Genomic DNA, 22878 nt, shown 5'->3' with positions numbered 1-22878 from the left:
ACCGGAGGCCGGCCTGTGGATGCGGAAGTTCTCCACAGATCGGCACAGCCCGGCCGATCGTCGGCGGCCCCGGATACGATCGAGGGATGAGCTTCACCGACGGCTGGATCCCCGACGACAGGGATGCCCCTCCCCTCGACGAGGAGCCGCCGATGCCCGAGTTCGGCGACCCGTACGCGGGTGCGCCGTGGCCCGGGGAGGAGCGGGCTGGGGGTGGCGCTGGCCCGGGCGTCGCCGCGCGCACGGCACCCGTCGTCCGCTCGACGCCGCCGCGGTTCGCGTCCGCCGCCGAGGCCTTGCGCACGGTGTTCGGGTACGAAGAGTTCCGCGGGCAGCAGCAGGCGATCATCGAGCGCGTGGCCGAGGGCGGCGACGCCGTCGTCCTGATGCCGACCGGTGGCGGCAAGAGCCTCTGCTATCAGATCCCGTCGCTGCTGCGCGAGGGCACCGGCGTGGTCGTCTCCCCGCTCATCGCCCTGATGCAGGACCAGGTGGATGCGCTCACCGCGGTCGGCGTGCGCGCGGCCTTCCTCAACTCGACGCAGGATGCCGCGGCGCGATCCGCGGTCGAGCGCGCGTACATGTCGGGCGAGCTCGACGTGCTGTACGTCGCGCCGGAGCGGCTGTCGTCGGAGTCGACGAAGCGGTTCCTCGAGCGCGGCAGCATCGCACTGTTCGCCATCGACGAGGCTCACTGTGTGTCCCAGTGGGGGCACGACTTCCGCCCGGACTACCTGGCGCTCTCCGAGCTCGCCGACCGCTGGCCGGACGTCCCGCGCATCGCCCTGACCGCGACGGCGACGGAGGCGACGCACAAGGAGCTCACGTCCCGCCTGAAGCTGGAGGGTGCTGAGCACTTCGTCTCCGATTTCGACCGGCCCAACATCCAGTACCGCATCGTGCCGAAGGTCGAGCCGCGCAAGCAGTTGCTCGACTTCATCACCAGCGAGCACCCCGGCGACGCGGGCATCGTCTACGCCCTGTCGCGGGCGTCGGTCGAGAAGACGGCGGAGTTCCTGTCGTCGCACGGGCTCACGGCGCTGCCGTATCACGCCGGGCTCGAGGCGTCCCGTCGCGCGCAGACGCAGTCGCGGTTCCTGCGCGAAGAGGGCGTGATCGTCGTCGCCACCATCGCCTTCGGCATGGGGATCGACAAGCCGGATGTGCGGTTCGTCGCCCACATCGACCTGCCCAAGTCGGTCGAGGGCTACTACCAGGAGACCGGTCGTGCCGGGCGCGACGGCCTCCCCTCGACGGCGTGGCTCGCCTACGGCCTGCAAGACGTCGTGCAGCAGCGCCGTATGATCGACGACTCCCCGGGCGACCTCGCGCACCGGAGGAGGATGACGCAGCACCTCGATGCGATGCTCGCCCTCTGCGAGACCGTCCAGTGCCGCCGCATCGACCTTCTCGGCTACTTCGGCCAGCCGTCCGGCCCGTGCGGCAACTGCGACACCTGCCTGACGCCGCCGGAGAGCTGGGACGGCACGGTGCCGGCGCAGAAGCTGCTCTCGACCGTCGTGCGCCTGCAGCGGGAGCGCAACCAGCGTTTCGGCGCCGGGCACCTGATCGACATCCTCCGCGGCAAGCGCACCCCGCGCGTGGAGCAGTACGGGCACGACCGCCTATCGACGTGGGCGATCGGCGACGACCTCTCCGAAAGCCAGTGGCGCGGTGTCATCCGCCAGCTGATCGCCAAGGAGCTGTTGAAGCCCGAGGGGGAGTACGGCGTGCTCACCATCACGCCGGCGAGCGCCGAGGTGCTTGCCGGCACGCGCCCGGTGGTGCTGCGCCGGGAGCCGGACCGTCCCGAGCGCGCGCCGCGCGCATCCCGCAGCACGGCGTCCGCCGACCTCGCCGCCGCCGACCAGCCGCTGTTCGAGGCGCTCCGCAGCTGGCGCGCCGGCCAGGCCCGCGAGCAGGGCGTCCCCGCGTACATCGTCTTCGGCGACGCCACGCTGCGCGCTGTCGCGTCCGCGCGTCCAGCCTCCCTCTCCGACCTCGACGGGATCACCGGCATCGGAGCCAAGAAGCGCGAGGCCTACGGCGAGGCCCTCCTCGCCGTCGTCGCCTCCGCCTGACCGACCCCTTTGCGCCCGGCGAAAGGCGGGGTATCGTCCGTCGTTCCGGGCGGCCATCAGGGAATCTTTTCCTGCCCGCCTGCGTTATGACATTGAACGATTACTGCGGCGATCTCGGAGGAGGAAGTAGTAGATGGCACGAATGATCGAAGAGCTCGAGGACGAGACCGGCGCCGTCATCAAGTACAAGCGTCACGTGAACGGCCGAGGCCTGGTCTCGCCGTCCGCGCGGGTGGCCGAGTCGGCCTACATCGAGCCGACCGCCTACGTGGAGGCCGACGCGCGCGTCGGCATGGAGGCGTACGTCGGAGCCGGCAGCTGGATCGACAAGGGCGCGACGGTGGGCGACCGCACCTTCGTGGGCGCCAATGTCCACATCGGCGCGGGCTGCATCGTCGGCAGCGGAGTGAAGATCGGCAGCGGAGCGAAGCTCGGCGAGAACGCGATGGTCGGCAACGGTGCGCGCATCGAGCGCGACACCCAGGTGGCGGCCGGTTCCGTCATCGAGCTGAAGGGTGCCGCCGCCGCACGCGCGGCGCTCACCACGCCGCTCCGGTCGCCGCGTCCGCAGCAGCGCGACCTGCGCTCCGTGCGTGCGCCGCGCACCCCGCGTCGCGCGGCCTGACCCGCGAGCTCTCAGAAGACGCCGCCCCGGTTGCCCGGGGCGGCGTTTTCGCGCTCCCAGCCCCTTGTGCGGGGTGTCACGCCGCAGGGGGTCCGATTTGGAGGTTTCCACAATCGGGCGGAGGGGCGTCGGACACGCGGTTTGTAGGCGGCGCACGGTCGTTTTCCGGTTGCGCTCGACCGGTCGTAGCGTGGCGGAATCCACGATTTTCGTTAGGAGAGGTCATGGTCGACACTGCCGAACGCGTCCCCAGCGCGACCCCCGCATCCCCTGCCACGCCCGCCGCCGCGAAGGCGCCCGCTCCGGCCACCGCACCCGGCGTCACGCCGCGCGTCGACGTCGAAGCGCTCGGCCGTCAGCTGCTGGGCGACTGGGCGGAGGCCCGTCTGGCGTCGCGCGAGCTGGCCAAGCGCCCGGAGATGCAGAAGCAGGAAGGCCTCTCGGTCGCCGACCACCGCACGCGCGTGTTCGGTCAGCTGAAGCTCCTGGTCGAGAACGGACAGGTGCACCGCGCCTTCCCGAAGTCGCTGGGCGGCAGCGAGGACAACGGCGGCAACATCGCCGCCTTCGAGGAGCTCGTCGCGGCCGACCCGTCCCTCCAGATCAAGTCCGGCGTGCAGTGGGGGCTGTTCGGGGCGGCCGTCCTGCACCTCGGCACCGAGTCGCACCACCAGAAGTACCTGCCGGCGATCATGTCGCTGGAGGTTCCCGGCGCCTTCGCGATGACCGAGACCGGCCACGGCTCCGACGTCGCCAGCATCGCGACCACCGCGACGTACGACCCGGAGACGCAGGAGTTCGTCATCGACACCCCGTTCCGCGGCGCCTGGAAGGACTACCTGGGCAACGCGGCGGTGGATGCGACGGCGGCGGTCGTGTTCGCTCAGCTGATCACGAAGGACGTGAACCACGGCGTCCACGCCTTCTACGTGCCGATCCGCGACGCGAACGGCGACTTCCTCCCGGGCATCGGCGGCGAGGACGACGGCCAGAAGGGTGGCCTGAACGGTATCGACAACGGCCGCCTGCACTTCAGCGGCGTCCGCATCCCGCGCACCGACCTGCTCAACAAGTACGGGGATGTGGCCGAGGACGGCACGTACACCTCGCCCATCCAGAGCCCCGGCCGCCGCTTCTTCACCATGCTCGGAACACTGGTGCAGGGACGCGTCTCGCTCGACGGGTCCGCGACGATCGGCGCCAAGATCGGCCTGAAGATCGCGCTGACGTACGCCGACCAGCGCCGCCAGTTCACCGCGGGGAGCGACACCGACGAGGAGGTGCTGCTCGACTACCAGCGGCACCAGCGCCGTCTGCTCCCGCTGCTCGCCACCACGTATGCGGCGAGCTTCGCCCACGAGGTCTTCCTGCACAAGTTCGACGACGTCTTCAGCGGGAAGGCCGACTCCGACACCGATCGGCAGGACCTCGAGACGATGGCGGCGGCGCTCAAGCCGCTGAGCACCTGGCACGCGCTCGACACCCTGCAGGAGGCCCGCGAGGCGTGCGGCGGCTCCGGCTTCCTCACCGAGAACCGGCTGACCTCGCTCCGCCAGGACCTCGACATCTGGGTGACCTTCGAGGGCGACAACAACGTCCTGCTGCAGCTCGTCGCGAAGCGTCTGCTCACCGACTACAGCCGCAAGTTCGCGAAGGCGGATGCGGGAGCGCTCGCCCGCTACGTCGTCACGCAGGCCGCGGGGAAGGCCTACCACGGCTCGGGTTTGCGGACGGTGGCCCAGACGGTCCGCGACTTCGGCTCGACGGCGCGGTCGGTCAACTGGCTGCAGGAGCCGGCCACCCAGCGCGAACTGCTGACCGGTCGCGTGGAGACCATGATCGCGCAGATCGCCGGGCGGCTGCGCCCCGCATCCAAGCTGGGCAAGAAGGCCGCGGCCGAGCTGTTCAACTCGCAGCAGAACGAGCTCATCGAAGCGGCTCGCGCACACGGCGAGCTGCTGCAGTGGGAGGCGTTCACGGATGCGCTGGAGCAGGCTCCCGACGCGGGCACGAAGCAGGTGCTCACCTGGCTGCGCGACCTGTTCGGCTTCGGTCTGATCGAGAAGCACCTCTCCTGGTACCTGATGAACGGACGCCTCTCGCCCCAGCGGGCGCAGGCGGTCTCGGCGTACATCGACCGGCTGCTCACGCGCATCCGTCCGCACGCCGTCGACCTGGTGGATGCGTTCGGCTACGGCCCGGAGCTGGTGCGCGCGAAGATCGCGTCCGGCGCCGAGGCGGAGCGTCAGGCGGAGGCTCGCGCCTACTACGCCGAGCGCCGCGCCGCGGGCACCCTCCCCACCCCCGAGAAGTCGCAGAAGAAGCGCTGACCCCTCTCGAGATTTGCGCCAAATCTCCGGTATGAGCCCGTCATAACCGCGATTTGGCGCAAATCTCGCAGATGGGGCGGCGAGACCGGGGTCAGAGGAGGCCGAGGGCGCGGACGGCGTCGCGCTCGGCGACGAGCTCGGCGACGGAGGCGTCGATCCGCTCGCGCGAGAACGCGTCGATCGCGAAGTCGGGCACGATCCGCCACTCCCCGTCGACCGACCGCACCGGGAAGGACGACACCAGCCCCTCGGGCACCCCGTAGGAGCCGTCGGAGACGATGGCAGCGCTGGTCCAGCGGCCTCCGGTGCCGTTGACCCAGTCGTGGATGTGGTCGATCGCGGCGCTCGCGGCCGACGCCGCCGACGACGAACCGCGCACGTCGATGATCTCGGCGCCGCGCTTGGCGACCCGGGGGATGTACTCGTCGGTGAGCCAGCGCTCGTCGACGAGCTCGGTGGCCGGCCGCCCGTCGACGGTCGCGTGCGTGACGTCCGGGTACTGGCTGGCCGAGTGGTTGCCCCACACGATCACGCCGTCGATCGAGCGGACGGGCGCGTGCAGGTGCCGCGCGAGTTGCGCGACGGCACGGTTGTGATCGAGCCGCGTCATCGCGGTGAAGCGCTCCGCCGGCACATCGGGAGCATGCGCGCTCGCGATGAGCGCGTTGGTGTTGGCCGGGTTGCCCACGACGAGCACGCGAACATCGTCCGCCGCCCCGGCGTTGATCGCCTCGCCCTGCGGGCCGAAGATGGCGCCGTTGGCTTCGAGCAGGTCGCTGCGCTCCATCCCCGGCCCCCGCGGGCGCGCGCCGACGAGCAGCGCGACGTTCACGCCGTCGAAGGCCGCGCGCGCGTCGTCGGTCACGTCGATGCCGTGCAGCAGCGGGTAGGCGCCGTCCTCCAGTTCGAGTGCGGTGCCCTCGGCGGCCCGCAGACCTGCCGGGATCTCGAGCAGCCGCAGATGCACGGGCGTCTCCCGCCCGAGGAGCTGCCCGGAGGCGATGCGGAACAGCAGCGCGTAGCCGATCTGCCCGCCCGCCCCGGTCACGGTCACGTTCACTGGGGGTGTGGATGCGCTCACGCTGCCGAGCCTAGACCGCGGCCGACGCGCCCGGGAGTCGCCGATCGCGGCGTACCGTGTGCGGCATGACGTTCGATCCGAATGCCGACATCAGTGGTGGCAAGGTGCGCCGACGCGGGCGCACCGCCGGGATCGCGGCGGGGGGTGTCGGTCTCGGAGCGGTGGTCATCCTGCTGGTCTCGCAGCTGTTCGGCGTCGACCTGACCGGGATCGTCGGCGGGGATGCGGGCGGCAGCACCCAGCAGATCGGCACGGGCGACCAGGCGGTCGACTGCTCGACGGGCGCCGAGGCGAACGCCAGCGTCGACTGCCGCATGAAGGGGGCTGCGGCGTCGCTCGAGGCGTACTGGTCGAGCGAGCTTCCGGAGCTGGGCGCCACGTACTCGTCGCCCGAGTTCATCCTGTTCGAGGGCCAGACGGGCACGGGATGCGGCTCGGCGACGAGCGCGGTCGGCCCGTTCTACTGTCCGCCCGACCGCACGCTGTACGTCGACACCGGCTTCTTCGACGAGCTGCGCTCGCGCTTCGGCGCGAGCGGCGGGCCGTTGGCCGAGATGTACGTGGTGGCGCACGAGTGGGGACACCACATCCAGAACATCGGCGGCATCATGGAGCAGCACAGCAGCAGGCAGACCGGTCCGGCGTCGGACAGCGTCCGCACCGAGTTGCAGGCCGACTGCTTCGCGGGCAGCTGGGCGGGCGCCGCATCCACCACCGACGACCCGAGCGGCCGGCCGTTCCTGGAGCCGATCACGGACGAGCAGATCGCCGACGCCCTGAGCGCCGCTGCAGCCGTGGGCGACGACCGCATCCAGCAGGCCTCGACCGGACGCGTCGACCCGGAGGGCTGGACGCACGGCTCGGCCGAGCAGCGGCAGCGCTGGTTCACCACCGGTTTCCGGCAGGGCGCGGCGGCGTGCGACACGTTCTCCGTCCCGGCGTCGCGGCTCTGAACCGCTACCCTCAAGCCATGCGGAGCCTGTACCCCGAGATCGAGCCGTACGACAGCGGAATGCTGGACGTCGGCGACGGCCAGCAGCTGTACTGGGAGGTCAGCGGCAATCCCGAGGGGAAACCGGTCGTGTTCCTGCACGGCGGCCCGGGCGGCGGCACGACGCCGGCCCACCGACGGCTGTTCGATCCGGAGCGCTACCGCATCGTGCTGTTCGATCAGCGAATGTGCGGCCGCAGCCTCCCGCATGCCAGCGAGCCGGAGGCCGACCTCAGCGTCAACACGACCTGGCACCTGGTGGACGACATCGAGCGTCTGCGCGAGCACCTCGGCGTCGACCGTTGGCAGGTGTTCGGCGGTTCGTGGGGCAGCACCCTGGCGCTGGCGTACGCGGAGACGCATCCCGAGCGGGTCACCGAACTCGTGCTGCGCGGGATCTTCACGCTGCGCGCGCACGAGCTGGACTGGTTCTACGAGGGCGGCGCGTCCGCGCTGTTCCCGGATCTGTGGGAGGGGTTCCTGGAGCCCGTCCCCGAGGGCGAGCGGTCACGTCTGATGCGTGCGTACAACCGCCTGCTGTTCGACACCGACCCGGCCGTGCACCTGCCCGCCGCCGTCGCCTGGTCGCGCTGGGAGTCGTCCACGATCACCCTGCTGCCGCGGCCGGAGCTCGTCGAGGCGTTCACCGAGCCGACGCATGCCGTCGCGTTCGCGCGCATCGAGAACCACTTCTTCGTCAACGGCGGCTGGTTCGAGGAGGGCCAGCTGATCCGGGATGCGGAGAAGCTTGCCGGGATCCCCACCGTGATCGTGCAGGGCCGCTACGACGTGTGCACGCCGCCGATGACCGCGTGGGACCTGCATCGAGCGCTCCCGGAGGCGGACCTGCGGATGATCCCGGACGCCGGGCATGCGTTCGACGAGCCGGGCATCCTGGATGCGCTGATCGAGGCGACCGACCGGTTCGCCGACGAAGATGGGGACTCAGCCGGCTAGGACCGCGAGCGCCTTCCGCAGCTGGGTGGACGACGTGGTCATCGTGTACGGGAAGTACACGACCTCGACGCCGACGGCCGCGAACTCGCGCTCGAGCCGCATCCCCTTCTCGGTGCCGCGCCAGTCGTCGCCCTTGAAGAACACGTCGAACCGCAGTTCGCGCCAGGTGTCGAGCTTGTCGGGGACGGTCTCGGCGACCGCCTCGTCGACGTAGTCGATGCTCTGGACGATCTCCAGCCGCTCGGCGAGGGGGATGACCGGGGTGATGCCCTTGGTGAGCTCCAGCATCTCGTCGGAGACGACGCCCGCGATCAGGTAGTCGCACTGGCTCTTGGCGTGTTTCAGGATGTTCAGGTGTCCGATGTGGAACAGATCGAACGCCCCTGCGGCGTAGCCGACGCGTCGGGTCACGGGCTTCCCCCCTTGGTTTGAGATTTCCTCACCTATTCTGGCGGATTAGTGAGGATTTGTCACCAAGTGATCTCGGGGAGCGCTGAATGTGCCCTGTGCGGGTGTCAGGCGGTCTGTGCGGCCTCCAGGAGCGCAGGTGCGATGCGCTGTACCAGCGGCTCGATCTGGCCGAGTGCCGCCTGATACGCGGCCTCACCCCGGCCGTACGGATCGAGGATGTCGCCCTCGTCGTATCCCCGGCGGGTGGGAGCGCCGAGCGAGCGGATGCGGAGCGCCGGACGGTGTGCCGCCGCCCACGCGACGAGCTCGCGCAGGTCCGAGCCCTCTGGCGCCCCGACGATCGCGTCGGCGAACTCCGTGAGGGTGAAGGCGCGGCGCACGATCCGCGGCTCGTGCTCGGTCACCCAGGCGAGATGCTGCTGCGTCGCGGTGAGCACCAGGTCGGACCCGGCGAGCAGCTGTCGATCCGCCTGCCGGGCGACGAACTCGGAGACGTCGATCCCGCGGTCCTCCAGCAGGCGGTCCATGGGCGGGTTCACCGGCCAGCCGCGCTCCGCGTGCGTCCCAGCGGAGTGCACGTGGAAGCGCGGATCGGACTCGAGCGCCTGAGCCAGCAGGAACTCCATCGCGGGGGAGCGGCAGATGTTCCCCGTGCAGACGGTGAGGATGCGGAAGGTGTCGGAGCCGGGCATACAGCCATTCTTCCGGAAACGCCCGGGAAGGGGCCGACGGCTGCGAAGCGCCTGGCTGGGCCACCCGAAAGGGGGGGTGTATCGCCATAGCGTGTCGACAGGGACGCGCGATAGATTTAACGGTTTTGGTTCGCGGACTCGCAGGGGCACGTGCTAGCTTCTTCTCAGCTCCGCGCAGAAGGCCTGGTCTCACCTCTGTGTTTTTCTGTTCGCGAACTATCAGTATTGGAAGACAGTCCATGGTCCGCAAGGCCAGACACCGCCTCACCAACACCCAAAAGTCCCCCGCTCCCCGCATCTTCACCCGCAACATCGTCGTCACCGCTGTGGCGACGGTCGCCACCGCCGGTATCGCCGTCTTCGGCCTGCCGGCGATCACGGCGTCGGCTGCACCCTCCAACTACGTCGTCGGCAGCCAGCTGGTCTCCGACGACTTCTCTCGCGTCACAGCGGGTGGATGGGGCAGCGCGCCGGTCGGCGGCGCCTACCGGACCACCGGCACGACGCCCTTCTCGGCGACCGGCGACGCCGGCAGCATGACACTGCCGCGTCCCGGCTCGTCGCTCACGGCGACCCTGCCGTCGGTCACCGCCGGTGACGTCACGACGTCGGCGACGATCGACGTCCCGCGCATCCCCTCCGGGGGTAACGGCATCTTCGCCGGTGTGCAGACCCGCGTCGCCGCCGGCTCGTACTATCAGGCCAACATCCGGGTGAACGCCACAGGCGCCCTCACCCTCACGATCCTCCGCATCAACGGCTCCACGGCCGACCAGACGACGGTCGGCAAGGAGATCCGGGTCGCGACCGGCCTCAAGGCCGGGGCATCGGTGCACCTCGAGTTCCAGGCGACCGGGTCGAACCCCGTCCACCTGCAGGCTCGCGCCTGGCCTGAGGGCCAGGCGAAGCCGGACTGGCAGTCCGTCGCCGACGACTCCAGCGCGAAGCGGCTGACCTCCGCAGGCAGCCTCGCCGCGTGGTCGTACGTCTCCGGCTCGACCGCCGCTCAGCCTGTCGCGTTCGACACGCTCGCAGCGTCCACGCTGAAGCCGGTGGAGGAGACCCCGACGCCGACTCCGACGCCGACCACCACTCCGACGCAGACGCCGACCCCGACGCAGACGCCGACCCCCCAGCCGAGCGAGCCGACCGCACCGGTGGACCCCGCGCCGCCGGTCACCCCGCCGACGCAGCCGCAACCCGCTCCGACCGGCGACCCGTCGATCGACACGTCCGGCACCCGCTTCCCGACGGGCGCGGCCGCCATCGGCAGCACCGCGTACGCGGTTCCCGCCGGCGCCCTGCTCGTGGCCCCGAACGGCTCCGACACCGGAGCGGGGACGGCATCCAGCCCGTTCCGCACCGTGCAGCACGCTATCGACGTCGCCGGGAACGGCGCGACGATCGTCCTGCGAGCCGGCAGCTACCACGAGTCGCTGACCGTGCCGGCGACGAAGAAGCTGACCATCCAGTCGTACCCGAAGGAGGCCGCCTACCTCGACGGCAGCTCCGTCGTGAAGGGCTGGACGCAGAGCGGCACCACCTGGGTCGCCGGAGGCTGGAACCACGTCTTCGACTCCAGCCCCACCTACACCCGTGGCGCCGGTGACGGCTCCACGCCGGGCTGGCAGTGGCTGAACCCGTCGTACCCGATGGCCGCGCACCCCGACCAGGTCTGGATCGGCAACGCCGCCCAGCAGCAGGTCGCGAGCCGGTCGCAGGTCCGCCCGGGCACCTTCTACTACGACACCGCGGGCAAGACGCTCGTGCTCGGAACCAACCCGGGCAGCCAGGAGGTGCGCGCAAGCGACCTGCAGAAGGCGATCAGCGTCCAGTCCGCCGGCTTCGTCCTGAAGGGCGTCGGGGTGCGCCGCTACGCGCCTTCGGTCCCCGACATGGGTGCGGTCACCGCGTGGAAGGGCGGAGCGCTCTTCGAGAACGTCTCCTTCACCGACAACGCCACGACCGGTGTCTCGCTGGGCGGCGACGGCAACACGCTGCGCTCCGTCACGGCGGCCCGGAACGGCCTCCTCGGTGTCCACGCGAACTACTCCGACCACCTGACGCTCGACGGCGTGCTGGCCGCGGACAACAACGCCGAGCACTTCAACACCTCGCCCGTCTCGGGAGGCGTGAAGATCACGCGATCGCGGATCATCGACATCCGTGACAGCGCATTCCTGCGCAACCAGGCGGCCGGGCTGTGGCTCGACGAGTCGGTCTACGGCATGACGATCGCGCACAACGACGCCATCGGCAACGCGGGCAACGGCATCTCGCTGGAGATCTCGTCGACCGCGACCCTGGTGGACAACGTCGCGTCGCGGAACACCTCGGCCGGCATCAAGCTGAACAACATCAGCTCGGCCAAGGTGTGGAACAACACGCTCAGCGACAACGCGCGCAACCTCGACATCACGCAGGACTCGCGTCGGGGCAACAACTCGTCGGACGCCGGTCACGACCCGCGCCAGGCGTTCCCGGACCCGACCATGACCTGGGTCACCGGGCCGGTCACCATCCGGAACAACGTCATCTCCGGCGGGACGGGCAACTGCCTGCTGTGCGTCGAGGACTACTCGCACCAGCTGTCCGCCGAGCGGATGCAGATCAGCAGCGACTACAACCTGTACCGCAGGGCCTCGGCTTCGTCCCCGTCGTGGGCCGTGATCTGGTCCCGCGGCGCCGGTGACCCGGCCGTGTACTCCACGTTCTCGGCGTTCACGTCGGCGACCGGGCAGGAGGCGCACAGCACGATCGCGGAGAACGCACCGTCGCTCGCGCCCTCGCAGCTGATCGCTTCGGTGGTCGGCGCGGCCACGGCCCTCCCCGGCGACATCGCGTCGCTCATCGGAAAGCCGGCCGGCACCGTCCACGTCGGCGCCTGGTAACACCGGGGCGCCCGCAGCGCGGGTTCCTCTAGAGCACGTCCTCTCGGCCGTCGTCGGGCACTTCCGCCCGACGGCGGCCGAGGTCGTGTGTGACGTACCAGAGGTTGGGCAGCACCTGGCAGACCAGGACGCTGATCGCGGAGCCGATGATCGGTCCGCCCGCACCGATGACGCCGATCAGCCACCAGGAGAGCACGAGGTTCAGGGGCACGCTGGCGAGGATCGGCCATACCTGGAAGGTGAGGCCGCGCTTGTCCGTCATGTACATCCCCGCCGGGTACTTGGCGGCCTGCAGCGCGACGAACACCACGAACCCGCCGACCAGCCACGGGTCGAGGGTGAACCTGTCGCCCGCGATGAAATGGGTGAGCAGCGGCGAGAGCGCGGCGAGCAGGAGCCCCAGTCCGAGGCCGCCGGCGAGGAACCACATCGTCGGCTTCATCGGCGACTCGATGCGCGACTCCGACCGGGCTCTCGCGTAGATCGGCCAGAGTGCGACGCCCGCGGCGGCGATGGTCTGCACGACCAGGCCGAACAGCTGGGAGGCGAGGTTGTACTGCGCGAGCTCGGTGCCGGTGGTCAGGTGGCTGAGCAGGAGGCGGTCCGTCTGCATGGCGATCGGGAGGGCGACCATCTGCACGAGCATCGGCCACGCGACGCCCATGGCGGGAACGCCCGGGTAGCGCCGGGGGAACGGCACCTCCCGGAGGGCCTTCCCGATCTGCGGACGGATGAGCCGCGCTGCGACCAGGAGGCAGATCAGCGATGCGAGGCCGTTGGCGATGTACGAGAGAACCGCGAGGAAGCTGCCCGCCGGAGCCGACAGGGCCACCAGGGTCGCGAGCCCGAGGAACATCGCCGGGGCGACGACGGCCTGGCTGGCGGTCTGGGTGCTGGTGCGGCCGAGCCCGACGAGCACGCGCGAACCGACCGTGAGCGGCAGTACCAGCGCGAACGTGCCGAGGCACAGGAACGCGGCGAGGCTCCCGCCGTCCGGCAGCAGCGCACCGCCGAGGATCGCCGGCCACCAGCCGAGCAGCGAGATCACGAGGCCGACGCCGACGATGGCGGCGGCGGAGCACAGCAGGATGCGGAAGGCCGTCACGATCGTGCTGCGGACCAGACGGTCGGATGCCGGTTTGTCGGAGCCGGCCACCGCGTTGATGACGACGGCCGCGATCCCGAGGTCCGCGAACGGCAGCAGGGCGGGAAGCGCCGCGAGCAGGCCGTACTGGGCGTAGGCGTCGGTGCCGAAGTTCTGGATGATGAGCCGGCTGTTGACGATGCCGATGAGCCCGGAGATGCCCATCACGACGACCTTGATGACCGCCGTCGACCCGACGGCGCGCACCATCCCGGTCCGCTGCGGCTTCAGGGTCGTCATGCCGGCACCTGCTCTTCGAACAGGGCGCGACCGGCGGCGATGCGGCCGTCGACGGCGGGGAGGGCGGAGCGGATGTCGGCGGCCGTGCGGTGGCGGGCGAGCGCCGCATCCACCCCGTCGGCGATGCGCGCGGCGTCGGCGTCCCCCGGAAGGACGAGGTGGCCGGCGTCGATGAGGAACTCGGCGATGCCGGTCTCCGACGTGGTGACGACCTCGCAGCCGTGGGCGAGCGCCTCCACCAGAGGAAGACCGATCTGCTCGCGCCAGTCGCCGACCCGTCGTGACGGCAGCACGAGGACGTGCGCGCGGAGCAGTTCGGTGTGGATGACGTCCCTCGGCGGATCGACGAGGAGCCGGATCGAGGGGTCGGCGTCGGCCGCGGCCCGTGCTTCGTCGAGCATCCCGCCCGACCCGATCAGCGTCAGCGTCGCCAGCGGACGCCGGGAGCGGATGGCCGGCCACGCGGCGAGCACGTCGCCGAAGCCCTTGCGCGGGGAGAAGGCGCCGAGGAAGACGACGCCGTCGGGGTCGCGCTGGACCGTCCGCTCGGCGTCGCAGCGGCACGGGCTCGGGAGCGCTTCGACCGTCAGCTGGCGGCGGGGGCGGCGGGCGAAGGTCTCGCCGTAGAGGTCGCGGGCGCCGGGCGTCCCGTAGACGACGGTGTCGAGACGGTGCCAGACGTAGGCGCTCAGCATCCGCTCGACGGCGCGACGCAGGCGGCTGCGGAGGCGAGGCGGGCGGGCGGCGAAGGGGTCGAGGTTCTCGATCGCGTACGTGGCGACTTCGGCGCGTGGTGCACCGAACAGGCGCTTGAGCCCGAGCGCGGCGAGCACGGCGGCGGTCCGGGGGAGGGAGTCGAGGTAGAGCGGCTCGTCGACCTCGACTCGCGTGATCCTGCTGCGGAGGGCCATCCGTGCCGCCGCGAGGCTGCCGGCCTGCGCGAGCTCGATACCGGAGGCGAGCTCAGGATCGAAGTCGTAGCGCTTCACGCGGTACACGATGGCCGCGGGGTCGAGCTCGTGGGCGCGCTCGAGGTGCACGCTGCGCACCTGGTCGTACAGGCGGACGTGCTGGTGGTGAAGAGTTGGCGCTTCGCTGGCCACGGGCAGCTCCGGGGTCTGGTCGGGGCCCTCGAGTCGGGTGTCGGGCCTCTGCTGAGCGAGTCTAGACAGGCGGAGGCCAAATAACGAGATATTCTCAAAAATGCACCCAGTCTTGGGGGTCAGCCCTGGCTCTGACCGCGGAACGGCCCCTAGGGTGGATCGCACCATGACCGAGCCCGAGCGAATCGTCGTCCAGCAGTCCTTCCCGGATCCGCGGCCCACCACCAACCCGTACATCGTGATGCTGCGCGACGCGCTCACGTCGACGCCGGGTCTCGAGGTGCGCACGTTCTCGTGGCGGCGCGCGCTACTCGGCCGGTACGACGTGTTCCACGCGCACTGGCCCGAGATCCTGGTTTCGGGGCAGAGCCGGATGAAGGCGCTCGTCCGCCAGGCGCTGACGGTCGTGCTCATCCTCAAGCTCCGAGTGACGCGGACGCCGATCGTGCGGACGGTCCATAACCTGCACCTGCCGGACGGCATCTCGCGGCGCGAGCGCGCCATCCTCCGCTGGTTCGACCGGCGGACGACGCTGCGCATCCGACTCAACCCCACCACACCGTTCCCGGATGGCACGGCTTACGAGACGATCCTGCACGGCGACTACCGGGAGTGGTTCGGCCGCTATCCGCGTCCGGCGCGCGAGCACGGCCGGCTGGGCTACTTCGGGCTCATCCGCCGCTACAAGGGGGTCGAGCAGCTGCTGGAGGTCTTCGCCCGGGTTCCAGGAGACGACCTGCGGCTGACCGTCGCGGGCAAGCCGTCCACCGAGGAGCTCGCCGAGACGATCCGCGCGCTCGCCGACCGCGACGAGCGTGTCCGGGTGCAACTGAGCTTCCTGCAGGACTCCGAGCTGGCGGACCTGGTCGGACGCAGCGAGCTGATCGTGCTGCCCTATCGCGACATGCACAACTCGGGAGGGGTGCTCACCGCGCTGTCGCTCGATCGGCCCGTGCTCGTGCCCGACAACGAGACGACGGCGGCGCTCGCCGAGGAGGTCGGACCCGCGTGGGTGAGCCGGTACGCCGAGCTCACGCCGGCGGTGATCCGCGACGCCGCCGAGCGCGCCCGCGGCGTCGAGGGCCGCCCCGACCTGAGCGCGCGTTCGTGGGCGGACGCGGGGCCGCAGCACGCGACCGCGTACCGCCGGGCGATCGACCTCGTGCGCGGCGGCCGGGGTCGGCGCCGCAGCCGGGAGCAGACGGTCAGCTCCTGAACCGGGCCTCCCGCACCAGGCGGCCGTTCGCGGCCGCTGCGCCGAGCGAGGTGAGTCGCAGTCCGCGCGCCGCGTAGCCGGCCACGACCTCGGGGAGCAGCGTGGCGTGGTCGACCGTGGGGGCAGGCCCGTCGTCGACGCCGTCGACCGCATCCGCGTGCCCGTCGTGGCCGAGGATGATGGCGCCGCGTTCTGCAGACAGGGCCAGACGGAGCCGCTCGTCGTGCGGGGCGTCGCGCCAGTCCGCCAGCGTCGGTCCCCAGAGCACCGGCTCCATGCCCGCGGCCTTCACGGCACGCCAGGAGCGCAGACTCTGCGCGCCGTACGGCGGCCGGAACCAGTGGATCGGGCGCCCGGCGAGGTCCTCCAGCTCGGCGCGCGCGTCGCGCATCCGTCCGGCCAGTGCGTCAGGCGGCAGCGTGGTGAGGCGGCGGTGGTCGGGGCCGTGCAGGGCGAGCTCGTGGCCGCCGCCGAGGATGTCGTCGAGCAGGCCCGGGTCGCGACGGGTGCGGCTGAGCAGCACGAAGAATGTCGCCGTTGCGCCCGCGTCGGCGAGGGCGGACAGCACCGTGGAGGTGCGGAACGACGGGCCGTCGTCGAACGTCGCGACGACCACCGGCTCCTCGGTGCGGACCCGCATGACAGACCCCACCGGAGCGCCTGCACGGCGGACGAGGGTGATCGCCCGGTCGCGGACGCTCACAGCGGAGTGCCCTGCGTCGTCCGCGCGTACTCCTGGTAGACGCCGCCGAACGCCGCCCACACCATCCCGGCACCGCGGTAGGCGGCGCGGGATCCGCGCGCCTGGTGGCCGGGGGAGCGGAGGAGCAGGCCGAGTGCCGTCCTGGCCACGCCGAGTACGACACGCGCAGCCCCGCCGACGGCGGCACGGGCCCGCGCGACGGCGCGACCGGTCGCGCCGCTCGCCAGGCGCACGCTGACGACAGCGGTCGAGTTGCCGTGACTCCACGCCCGTCGGAGCACCCAGCGGCGGCTGATCCGCGCGGACGGCACCAGATCGGTGATCACCGACTCGTTGCACCACACCATCCGGTAGCCGGCATGGGCGAGCTGACGGCTGAACAGGGTGTCCTCCCCGCCGCTCAGACCGAGGTCGAGCGCGAACCGTACGCCGCTCTCGCGCACCTGGTCGAGGTCGAGCAGGAGGTTGCCGGCCGCGGCGACGTGGAGCGGCGTGCCCGTCGGCAGGGAGCGCCGCACGAAGAACCGGCCCTCCTCGATCCACCGTCCGGGCGGTCGCTCGAACTCCGCGACGACCCGGCCGGAGACCAGAGCCGGCTCCGAGATGCGCCACACCCGGACGAGCTCGCGCAACCAGCCGGCGTGGGGGTGCTCGTCGTCGTCGATGAAGGCGAGCAGCCGCGACCCTGTGCTCTCGTCGAGGGCGCGGTTGCGCGCGGCCGCGATGCCGGGCTGCGGCTCGACGACGTACCGGACACCGGCCTCCTCGGCCGCCGTGCGTCCGCTCGCACCGGGGTCGTTGTCGACCACCAGGACGTCCGTGGTCGTGGTGCCGGCGGCGTCCAGATCGTCGGCCTGCGCCTTCAGCAGGGGCAGCAGCACGCGCAGTTCCTCGGGCCGATGGAACGTCGGAACGGCGATCGTCACGGGCAGGCGCTGGTCGGTCATCGAGTTCTGGTCCTCGCATCGGGTGGCGGAGTCACCATGCTCACACAGGTATAGGCTTCACGCCAGCGCCCGGACGGGGGCGGCCGGCAGGAGGGGAGCAGGATGGCGTTCGAGGGGTTGGCCGTGATCGTCGTCGGCTACGGCTCCTCGGGACTGCTCGCCGAGAACCTCGCCCCGCTGACCCGTCGGCTGGAGGGCGCGCGCACGTTCGTCGTCGACAACCGCACCTCCGACGCGGAGCGCGAGGCCATGCGCCGGCTCTCCGCGGCGGAGGGATGGGACCTGCTCGAGCCGGCGGAGAACCTGGGCTTCGGGCTCGGGATGAACGCGGCAGCGGAGCGCGCCATCGCCGCCGGTGCCGCCCACCTGCTGCTCCTGAACCCGGATGCGACGATCGAGCCGGCGGACGTCTCGGCTCTGCTCGGCGCGGCCGGTGACGACCCGCTCGTCCTGCTCGCGCCGCGCGTGCTCCGGCCGGACGGGTCGGTGTGGTTCGATGGCTCCGACCTGCATCTCGGCGACGGGCGGATCACGGCGACCCGCAACCGCGAGCGCCTGGGCGTCCGCGACGCCGAGCAGTGGCTGAGCGGCGCGTGCCTGCTGGTGACCGCCGAGTTGTGGATGCGGATCGGCGGGTTCGGCGACGGCTACTTCCTGTATTGGGAGGACGTCGAGCTGTCGTACCGTGCGCGACGGGCGGGAGGCCGCGTGGAGGTCGTGGAGGCCGCGACGGCGGTGCACGCCGAGGGCGGGACGCAGGGCGACGGCCACGCGACGAGCGGCGAGGCGAAGTCCACGACGTACTACTACTTCAACATCCGGAACCGGCTGGTCTTCGCGGCACGCAATCTCGACGCCGCGTCGGTGAAGCGGTGGCGGCGGGCCAGTATCCCGATCGCCTACGAGGTGCTGCTGCAGGGCGGGCGGCGCCAGTTCCTGCGGTCGGCGGCCCCGCTCGCGGCGGCGTTCCGTGGCGTGCGCGACGGTCTGCGGGCCTCCCGGGGTACACGCTCCGGGTGAAAGTCCCCCGAACAGGGGAGCAACAATTGAGGATTTCTCGTCATAGACTGTGAGAGCAACAGAGACCCGACCCTGGTGCACACCGAAGACCGAGACACGCGGATTCTCGCCCGCCCGTCACGGTCGACGCTTCCGTCGTCGGGTTTCTCCGTACCGACCGACGAGAACGAGAGAAGCCGATGCAGAGCAAGGCGAGGCGATCAGGGGAACCGCTCAGCATCGCCATGGTCGGCACGCGTGGTGTGCCCGCCCGGTACGGCGGCTTCGAGACCGCCGTCGAGGAGGTCGGCTCCCGGCTGGCGGAGCGCGGTCACCGCGTCGTCGTCTACTGCCGCCCGGCCGACGGAGAGCATCCCGCCGAGTACCGCGGGATGGAGCTCGTCCACAAAGGCGCGATGCATCGCCGCTCGCTCGAGACGCTGAGCCACACCGGCCTCTCGGTCGCTCACCTTCTCCGCCACCGCACGGACGTCGCCCTGGTCTTCAACGCGGCCAACTCGCCCTACCTCCCGCTGATCCGCGCCGCGCGCATCCCGGTCGCCACCCATGTCGACGGTCTCGAGTGGAAGCGCGACAAGTGGAAGGGGACGGGCCGCCGCTACTACCGGCTCGCCGAATCCGCGGCCGTCCGCTGGTCCGACGGGCTCATCGCCGACGCGCAGGGCATCGCGGACTACTACCGCGACGAGTTCCACACGCCGACCCGGCTGATCGCCTACGGCGCTCCCCGCGTGGCCGACGAGTCCGACCTGCTGGCAAGCCTCGGACTGGAGCCGCAGGGTTACCACCTGCTGGTGGCCCGCTTCGAGCCGGAGAATCACGTCCATACCATCGTCGACGGGTATCGCCGCAGTGGCGCCCGGCTCCCGCTGATCGTCGTCGGGTCCGCCCCCTACGCGGACGCCTACACGGCCCGGGTCCACGAGCTCGCGGACGACCGCGTGCGGTTCCTCGGCGGGGTCTGGGACCAGCGCCTGCTCGACCAGCTCTACGCCAACGCCTTCAGCTACCTGCACGGCCACTCGGTCGGCGGGACGAACCCGTCGCTGCTCCGCGCGATCGGCGCCGGAGCGCCGACGCTCGCCTACGACGTCGTCTTCAACCGCGAGGTGCTCGGCGACAGCGGCGCGTACTTCACCACCGAGGGGGATGTCGCCCGCGTCGTCGAGGCGGCGGAAGCCGACCCCGATGGGCACCCCGGGCGCCGAGCGGCCACCCGCGCCCGCGCCGCCGGATACGACTGGGACGACGTGGCCGACAAGTACGAACTCCTCTGCCGCGACCTCGCCGATCGCGTGCAGGTGCGCGCGAGGCGACCGCTCACCGTCCAGCGCGTAGGGTCCGCCCCGCGCCTCACCGGCGAGGCGGTGGAGTCGTGACCGGCGGAACGCTCGACGGTGCGACGACCCGCGAGACCTACGGCTCCGTCCTCCGCCGGCTCGCCGCCGCGCAGAAGCCGGCCGCCCGCAGTGCCCCCGCCTACTCCCGGTTCGTCAACCGCCGGCTCGGCCGGTACCTGACGGCCTGGGCGTACCGGGCCGGACTCACCCCGAACGGCGTCACGGCGATCAGCGCCGCGTGGACGTTCGCCGCCCTCATCCTGCTCGTCGTGTTCCCGCCGTCCTGGCTGCTGGGCATCGGCGTCGCGCTCATGCTCCTCATCGGCTACGCCTTCGACAGCGCGGACGGCCAGCTCTCCCGGCTGACCGGGCGCAGCAGCCCGGCCGGCGAGTGGCTCGACCACATGGTCGACGCCACGAAGGTGGTCAGCATGCCGCTGGCGCTCGGCCTCGGGCTCTACCTGCATGACGCGGTCCCGGTCGCCTGGCTCGTCGTCCCCCTCTTCTCCGCGGTGATCTCCTCCGTTCTCTTCTTCGGGATGATCCTCACCGAGCAGCTGAGGCGTCAACACGGCCGGGTCTCCCTGGCCGCCGATGCGCCCGGCCGTCCGTCCTGGATGCGCGCGGTGCTCGTCCTTCCCATGGACTACGGGGTGCTCTGCCTCTCGTTCGTCCTGCTCGGCTGGCTTCCGGGCTTCCTCGTGCTCTACACCCTCATCGTCCTCGCGACGACGCTCTTCCTGTTCGCCGCAGCCGTCACCTGGTTCCGCGAGCTCCGTTCCGAAGGAGGCCGGCCATGACGTCGGACGACAACACCACCCCGCTGCCCACGCCGGACGATCAGACCCCGGAGAACCAGACGCCGGAGCAGAAGGGCCGCTGGACGCGCAAGCGCATCGGGCTCGTCGCGCTCGCCGCTGTCGGCGGTCTCGCCATCGTGGCCGCGATCGTCATCGCCTCCGTGTACTCGTTCTCGCGGCCCGCGGGCGGACCGGTGCCGGACGCACTCAAGCCGGCGGCGACGCAGCTGCCGCGGCCAACGGACAGCGCGGACTCCGCGCCGTCCACCTCCACGCCGTCCGACGCACCGAAGGGGTCGCCGGCGACGGCCTCCCCGGCGAAGAAGGGCGAGATGGATGCGCGCTTCGGCGGCGTCGTCGCCCAGACCGCCGAGGTCAAGCAGGATGTGAAGACCCCGTCCGGTCTGACCGCGAACGTCGTCTCCGTCGAGTCCTACACGGCGACCGCCACGCGCCCCGGCGAGGTCAGCGGACCGGCTGTGAAGGTGACCCTGCGCCTGACCAACGGGACGGGCGGCGCATTCCCCCTCTCGACGGCGACCGTCAACGCCTACTACGGTTCGAGTGCGACGCCCGCAGCACCGGTCGCCGGCGACTCCGCCGCCAAGCCCTTCACCGGATCCCTCCAGCCCGGAGCATCCGCGACGGCGGTGTACGTCTTCACGGTGCCGGCGGACGACGACAAAGCGGTCACCGTGACCCTGAGCGACCAGGCGGGCGCCCAGCTCGTGGTGTTCCAGTGAGGGCGGCGGACGACCGGGTGACCGAGGGGGAGAATCGATGAGCTCCAAGCAGTACGCGCAGGCGTTCCGGCGATTCTGGTACGTCGTCGTCATCGCGACGATCGCGGGAGCGCTGCTGGGCTTCGGCCTGTCGCAACTGGCGGTCAAGAGCTACACCGCGACCTCCGGACTGTACTTCTCGCTCAACTTCGGCGGGTCCGCGAACGACCTGAGCCAGGGGTCCACGTACACGCAGAACCAGATGCTGTCGTTCGCCCAGCTGGCCGAGTCGCCCGTCGTGCTCACGCCGGTCGTCGACCAGCTCGACCTCTCCATCACGCCGAGCCAGCTCGCCGACTCGATCTCGGTGAGCACGCCGCAGAACACGGTCATCCTCGAGCTGTCGGTGACCGACACGAGCCCGCGCCAGGCGGCGGACATCGCGAACGCGGTGGCGGCCAGCCTGTCGAGCACGGTCGAGCAGATCGCGCCGAAGACGGCGCAGGGCGCGGCGACGGTCTCCGTCCGCGTGATCGAGCACGCCGCCGTTCCCAAGTTCGCGTCGTCGCCGAACACGCGGCTGAACGTGCTCTCCGGACTGCTGCTCGGGCTCATCGCCGGCGCTCTCATCGTCGTGCTGCGCGCCACCTTCGACACCGGCGTCCACAACGCCGAGACCGCGACGGAGGTCGCGAAGGCTCCACTCGTCGGGTCGATCCAGCGCGAACGGAACAAGGACGGCGTCCCCGTGCTCGTCTCGGCGCCGCTCTCCAACGCGGCGGAGGCCTATCGGCAGCTGCGCTCGAACCTCGAGTTCGTCACGCTCGGCTCGCCGACCCGATCCTTCGTGATCACGTCGTCGATCCCGTCCGAGGGCAAGTCGCTGATCTCGTCCAACCTGGCGCTCGCGCTCTCCGAGACGGGCCAGCGCGTCCTGCTGATCGACGCCGACCTGCGTCGCCCCGCCATCGCCGGGTACACGTCCCTGTCGGGCAACGCCGGGCTGACGTCTGTTCTCGCCGGCCGCGCCGACTTCGAGGACGTGGTGCAGCGCTGGGGCGCGGGCGACCTGGATGTGCTCGCCGCCGGTCCCATCCCGCCGAACCCGAGTGAGCTGCTCTCGTCGCGGGCCATGAGCGACCTGCTGGAGCGCCTCCGCGCCCGGTACGACGTGATCGTCATCGACACCGCGCCCCTCGGCTCGGTCGCCGACGCATCCATCCTCGCCCGCCAGGTGGACGGCGCCCTCGTGGTCGTCGACCGCACGCGGGTGCGCAAGCAGCAGCTCGCGCAGACCGTCGACTCGCTGCAGAAGTCGGGTGCGGCCGTGCTCGGCATCGTGCTGAACCGCGTCGCGGCGGGCAAGGAGCGCAACGCGTACTACATGGCGGAGCAGCCGCCGCGCCGTCTCGGCCTGCCGGGTCGTCGTGGCGGAGCTGCAGCGGAGTCTGCCGACACGGCCGAGGCCGGAAGCACGGCGAAGCGCCCCGCGAAGGGCAAGGCGGCGGAGGGCGAGCCGGCCGAGAACGCCGCCGCGCCCGATTCCCCCTCGGACGCGGCGCGCAGTCACAGCGCCTCCTGACC

General features: G+C 71.1%; 19 protein-coding genes. 12 read left to right on the top strand and 7 right to left on the bottom strand.

Going from position 1 to position 22878, the window contains the following annotated elements; all coding sequences use genetic code 11:
• Positions 1–86: 86 nt before the first annotated feature.
• The 3 genes from recQ (at position 87) to ABIC47_RS03135 (ending at position 5036) form a co-directional block, all read left to right on the top strand.
• Positions 87–2081, top strand: coding sequence for a DNA helicase RecQ (gene recQ / locus ABIC47_RS03145; protein WP_354477055.1), 1995 nt, complete (start codon positions 87–89; stop codon positions 2079–2081).
• 133 nt (positions 2082–2214) lie between these two features.
• Entirely contained in the window at positions 2215–2706 is a 492-nt protein-coding gene (locus tag ABIC47_RS03140) for a DapH/DapD/GlmU-related protein (protein WP_231374476.1), read from the top strand.
• A 224-nt stretch (positions 2707–2930) separates the two neighbouring features.
• Positions 2931–5036 (top strand): acyl-CoA dehydrogenase family protein, encoded by a 2106-nt coding sequence (locus tag ABIC47_RS03135; protein ID WP_354477052.1) that lies wholly within the window; start codon positions 2931–2933, stop codon positions 5034–5036.
• Between the two features lie 91 nt (positions 5037–5127).
• Here the strand turns inward: ABIC47_RS03135 and ABIC47_RS03130 are convergent, their stop codons facing one another.
• Entirely contained in the window at positions 5128–6117 is a 990-nt protein-coding gene (locus ABIC47_RS03130; RefSeq protein ID WP_354477049.1) for a malate dehydrogenase, read from the bottom strand.
• 65 nt (positions 6118–6182) lie between these two features.
• Here ABIC47_RS03130 and ypfJ point away from each other — a divergent pair, with 65 nt between their 5' ends.
• Together ypfJ and pip are read left to right on the top strand one after the other, a co-directional pair.
• Positions 6183–7070 carry a KPN_02809 family neutral zinc metallopeptidase gene (gene ypfJ, locus ABIC47_RS03125; protein WP_018192207.1) on the top strand — a complete coding sequence of 296 codons (888 nt, stop codon included), beginning with the start codon at positions 6183–6185 and terminating at the stop codon, positions 7068–7070.
• A 17-nt stretch (positions 7071–7087) separates the two neighbouring features.
• Positions 7088–8065: a prolyl aminopeptidase gene (gene pip, locus ABIC47_RS03120; protein ID WP_354477047.1), complete on the top strand. Its 978-nt coding sequence runs from the start codon at positions 7088–7090 to the stop codon at positions 8063–8065.
• Here the strand turns inward: pip and ABIC47_RS03115 are convergent.
• Both ABIC47_RS03115 and ABIC47_RS03110 read right to left on the bottom strand, forming a co-directional pair.
• The gene (locus ABIC47_RS03115; protein WP_018192205.1) at positions 8054–8476 is read right to left on the bottom strand and encodes an FAD synthase family protein; all 423 of its coding nucleotides are present in this window, start codon (positions 8474–8476) and stop codon (positions 8054–8056) included. The genes pip and ABIC47_RS03115 overlap by 12 nt on opposite strands.
• Positions 8477–8580: 104 nt before the next feature.
• The gene (locus ABIC47_RS03110; protein WP_089877768.1) at positions 8581–9168 is read right to left on the bottom strand and encodes an arsenate reductase/protein-tyrosine-phosphatase family protein; all 588 of its coding nucleotides are present in this window, start codon (positions 9166–9168) and stop codon (positions 8581–8583) included.
• A gap of 239 nt (positions 9169–9407) precedes the next feature.
• Here ABIC47_RS03110 and ABIC47_RS03105 point away from each other — a divergent pair, with 239 nt between their 5' ends.
• Positions 9408–12059: a right-handed parallel beta-helix repeat-containing protein gene (locus tag ABIC47_RS03105; protein WP_354477043.1), complete on the top strand. Its 2652-nt coding sequence runs from the start codon at positions 9408–9410 to the stop codon at positions 12057–12059.
• 28 nt (positions 12060–12087) lie between these two features.
• Here ABIC47_RS03105 and ABIC47_RS03100 read toward each other — a convergent pair whose 3' ends face one another.
• The gene (locus ABIC47_RS03100; RefSeq protein ID WP_018192202.1) at positions 12088–13443 is read right to left on the bottom strand and encodes a lipopolysaccharide biosynthesis protein; all 1356 of its coding nucleotides are present in this window, start codon (positions 13441–13443) and stop codon (positions 12088–12090) included.
• Positions 13440–14546, bottom strand: a complete 1107-nt coding sequence (locus ABIC47_RS03095; protein ID WP_231371240.1) for a glycosyltransferase family 4 protein — start codon at positions 14544–14546, stop codon at positions 13440–13442. The genes ABIC47_RS03100 and ABIC47_RS03095 overlap by 4 nt, the downstream gene beginning before the upstream one ends.
• Positions 14547–14712: 166 nt before the next feature.
• Here ABIC47_RS03095 and ABIC47_RS03090 point away from each other — a divergent pair, with 166 nt between their 5' ends.
• Positions 14713–15762: a glycosyltransferase gene (locus tag ABIC47_RS03090; RefSeq protein ID WP_354477038.1), complete on the top strand. Its 1050-nt coding sequence runs from the start codon at positions 14713–14715 to the stop codon at positions 15760–15762.
• Here ABIC47_RS03090 and ABIC47_RS03085 read toward each other — a convergent pair.
• Complete coding sequence (locus ABIC47_RS03085) at positions 15752–16402, bottom strand: polysaccharide deacetylase family protein (RefSeq protein ID WP_354477035.1); 651 nt, start codon at positions 16400–16402, stop codon at positions 15752–15754. The two genes, ABIC47_RS03090 and ABIC47_RS03085, sit on opposite strands and share 11 nt — an antisense overlap.
• 59 nt (positions 16403–16461) lie before the next feature.
• Positions 16462–17412: a glycosyltransferase family 2 protein gene (locus tag ABIC47_RS03080; protein ID WP_354477033.1), complete on the bottom strand. Its 951-nt coding sequence runs from the start codon at positions 17410–17412 to the stop codon at positions 16462–16464.
• Positions 17413–17514: 102 nt separating this feature from the next.
• Between ABIC47_RS03080 and ABIC47_RS03075 the strand changes: the two genes are divergently transcribed.
• The 5 genes from ABIC47_RS03075 to ABIC47_RS03055 all read left to right on the top strand — a co-directional run bounded on the left by ABIC47_RS03075 (position 17515) and on the right by ABIC47_RS03055 (position 22876).
• The gene (locus tag ABIC47_RS03075; RefSeq protein ID WP_354477030.1) at positions 17515–18432 is read left to right on the top strand and encodes a glycosyltransferase family protein; all 918 of its coding nucleotides are present in this window, start codon (positions 17515–17517) and stop codon (positions 18430–18432) included.
• 179 nt (positions 18433–18611) lie between these two features.
• Positions 18612–19811, top strand: a complete 1200-nt coding sequence (locus ABIC47_RS03070) for a DUF1972 domain-containing protein (RefSeq protein WP_354477027.1) — start codon at positions 18612–18614, stop codon at positions 19809–19811.
• The gene (locus tag ABIC47_RS03065) at positions 19808–20572 is read left to right on the top strand and encodes a CDP-alcohol phosphatidyltransferase family protein (RefSeq protein WP_018192194.1); all 765 of its coding nucleotides are present in this window, start codon (positions 19808–19810) and stop codon (positions 20570–20572) included. Before ABIC47_RS03070 ends, ABIC47_RS03065 begins: the two co-directional genes overlap by 4 nt.
• The gene (locus tag ABIC47_RS03060) at positions 20569–21315 is read left to right on the top strand and encodes a hypothetical protein (protein WP_354477023.1); all 747 of its coding nucleotides are present in this window, start codon (positions 20569–20571) and stop codon (positions 21313–21315) included. The genes ABIC47_RS03065 and ABIC47_RS03060 overlap by 4 nt, the downstream gene beginning before the upstream one ends.
• A gap of 37 nt (positions 21316–21352) precedes the next feature.
• Entirely contained in the window at positions 21353–22876 is a 1524-nt protein-coding gene (locus tag ABIC47_RS03055; protein WP_354477021.1) for a tyrosine-protein kinase domain-containing protein, read from the top strand.
• Positions 22877–22878: the final 2 nt, after the last annotated feature.

The organism is Leifsonia sp. 563, from assembly GCF_040545055.1.
GTDB lineage: Bacteria > Actinomycetota > Actinomycetes > Actinomycetales > Microbacteriaceae > Leifsonia.
The sequence above is the reverse complement of the archived record's forward strand: the minus strand, read 5'-3'. Positions and strand labels throughout refer to the sequence as shown.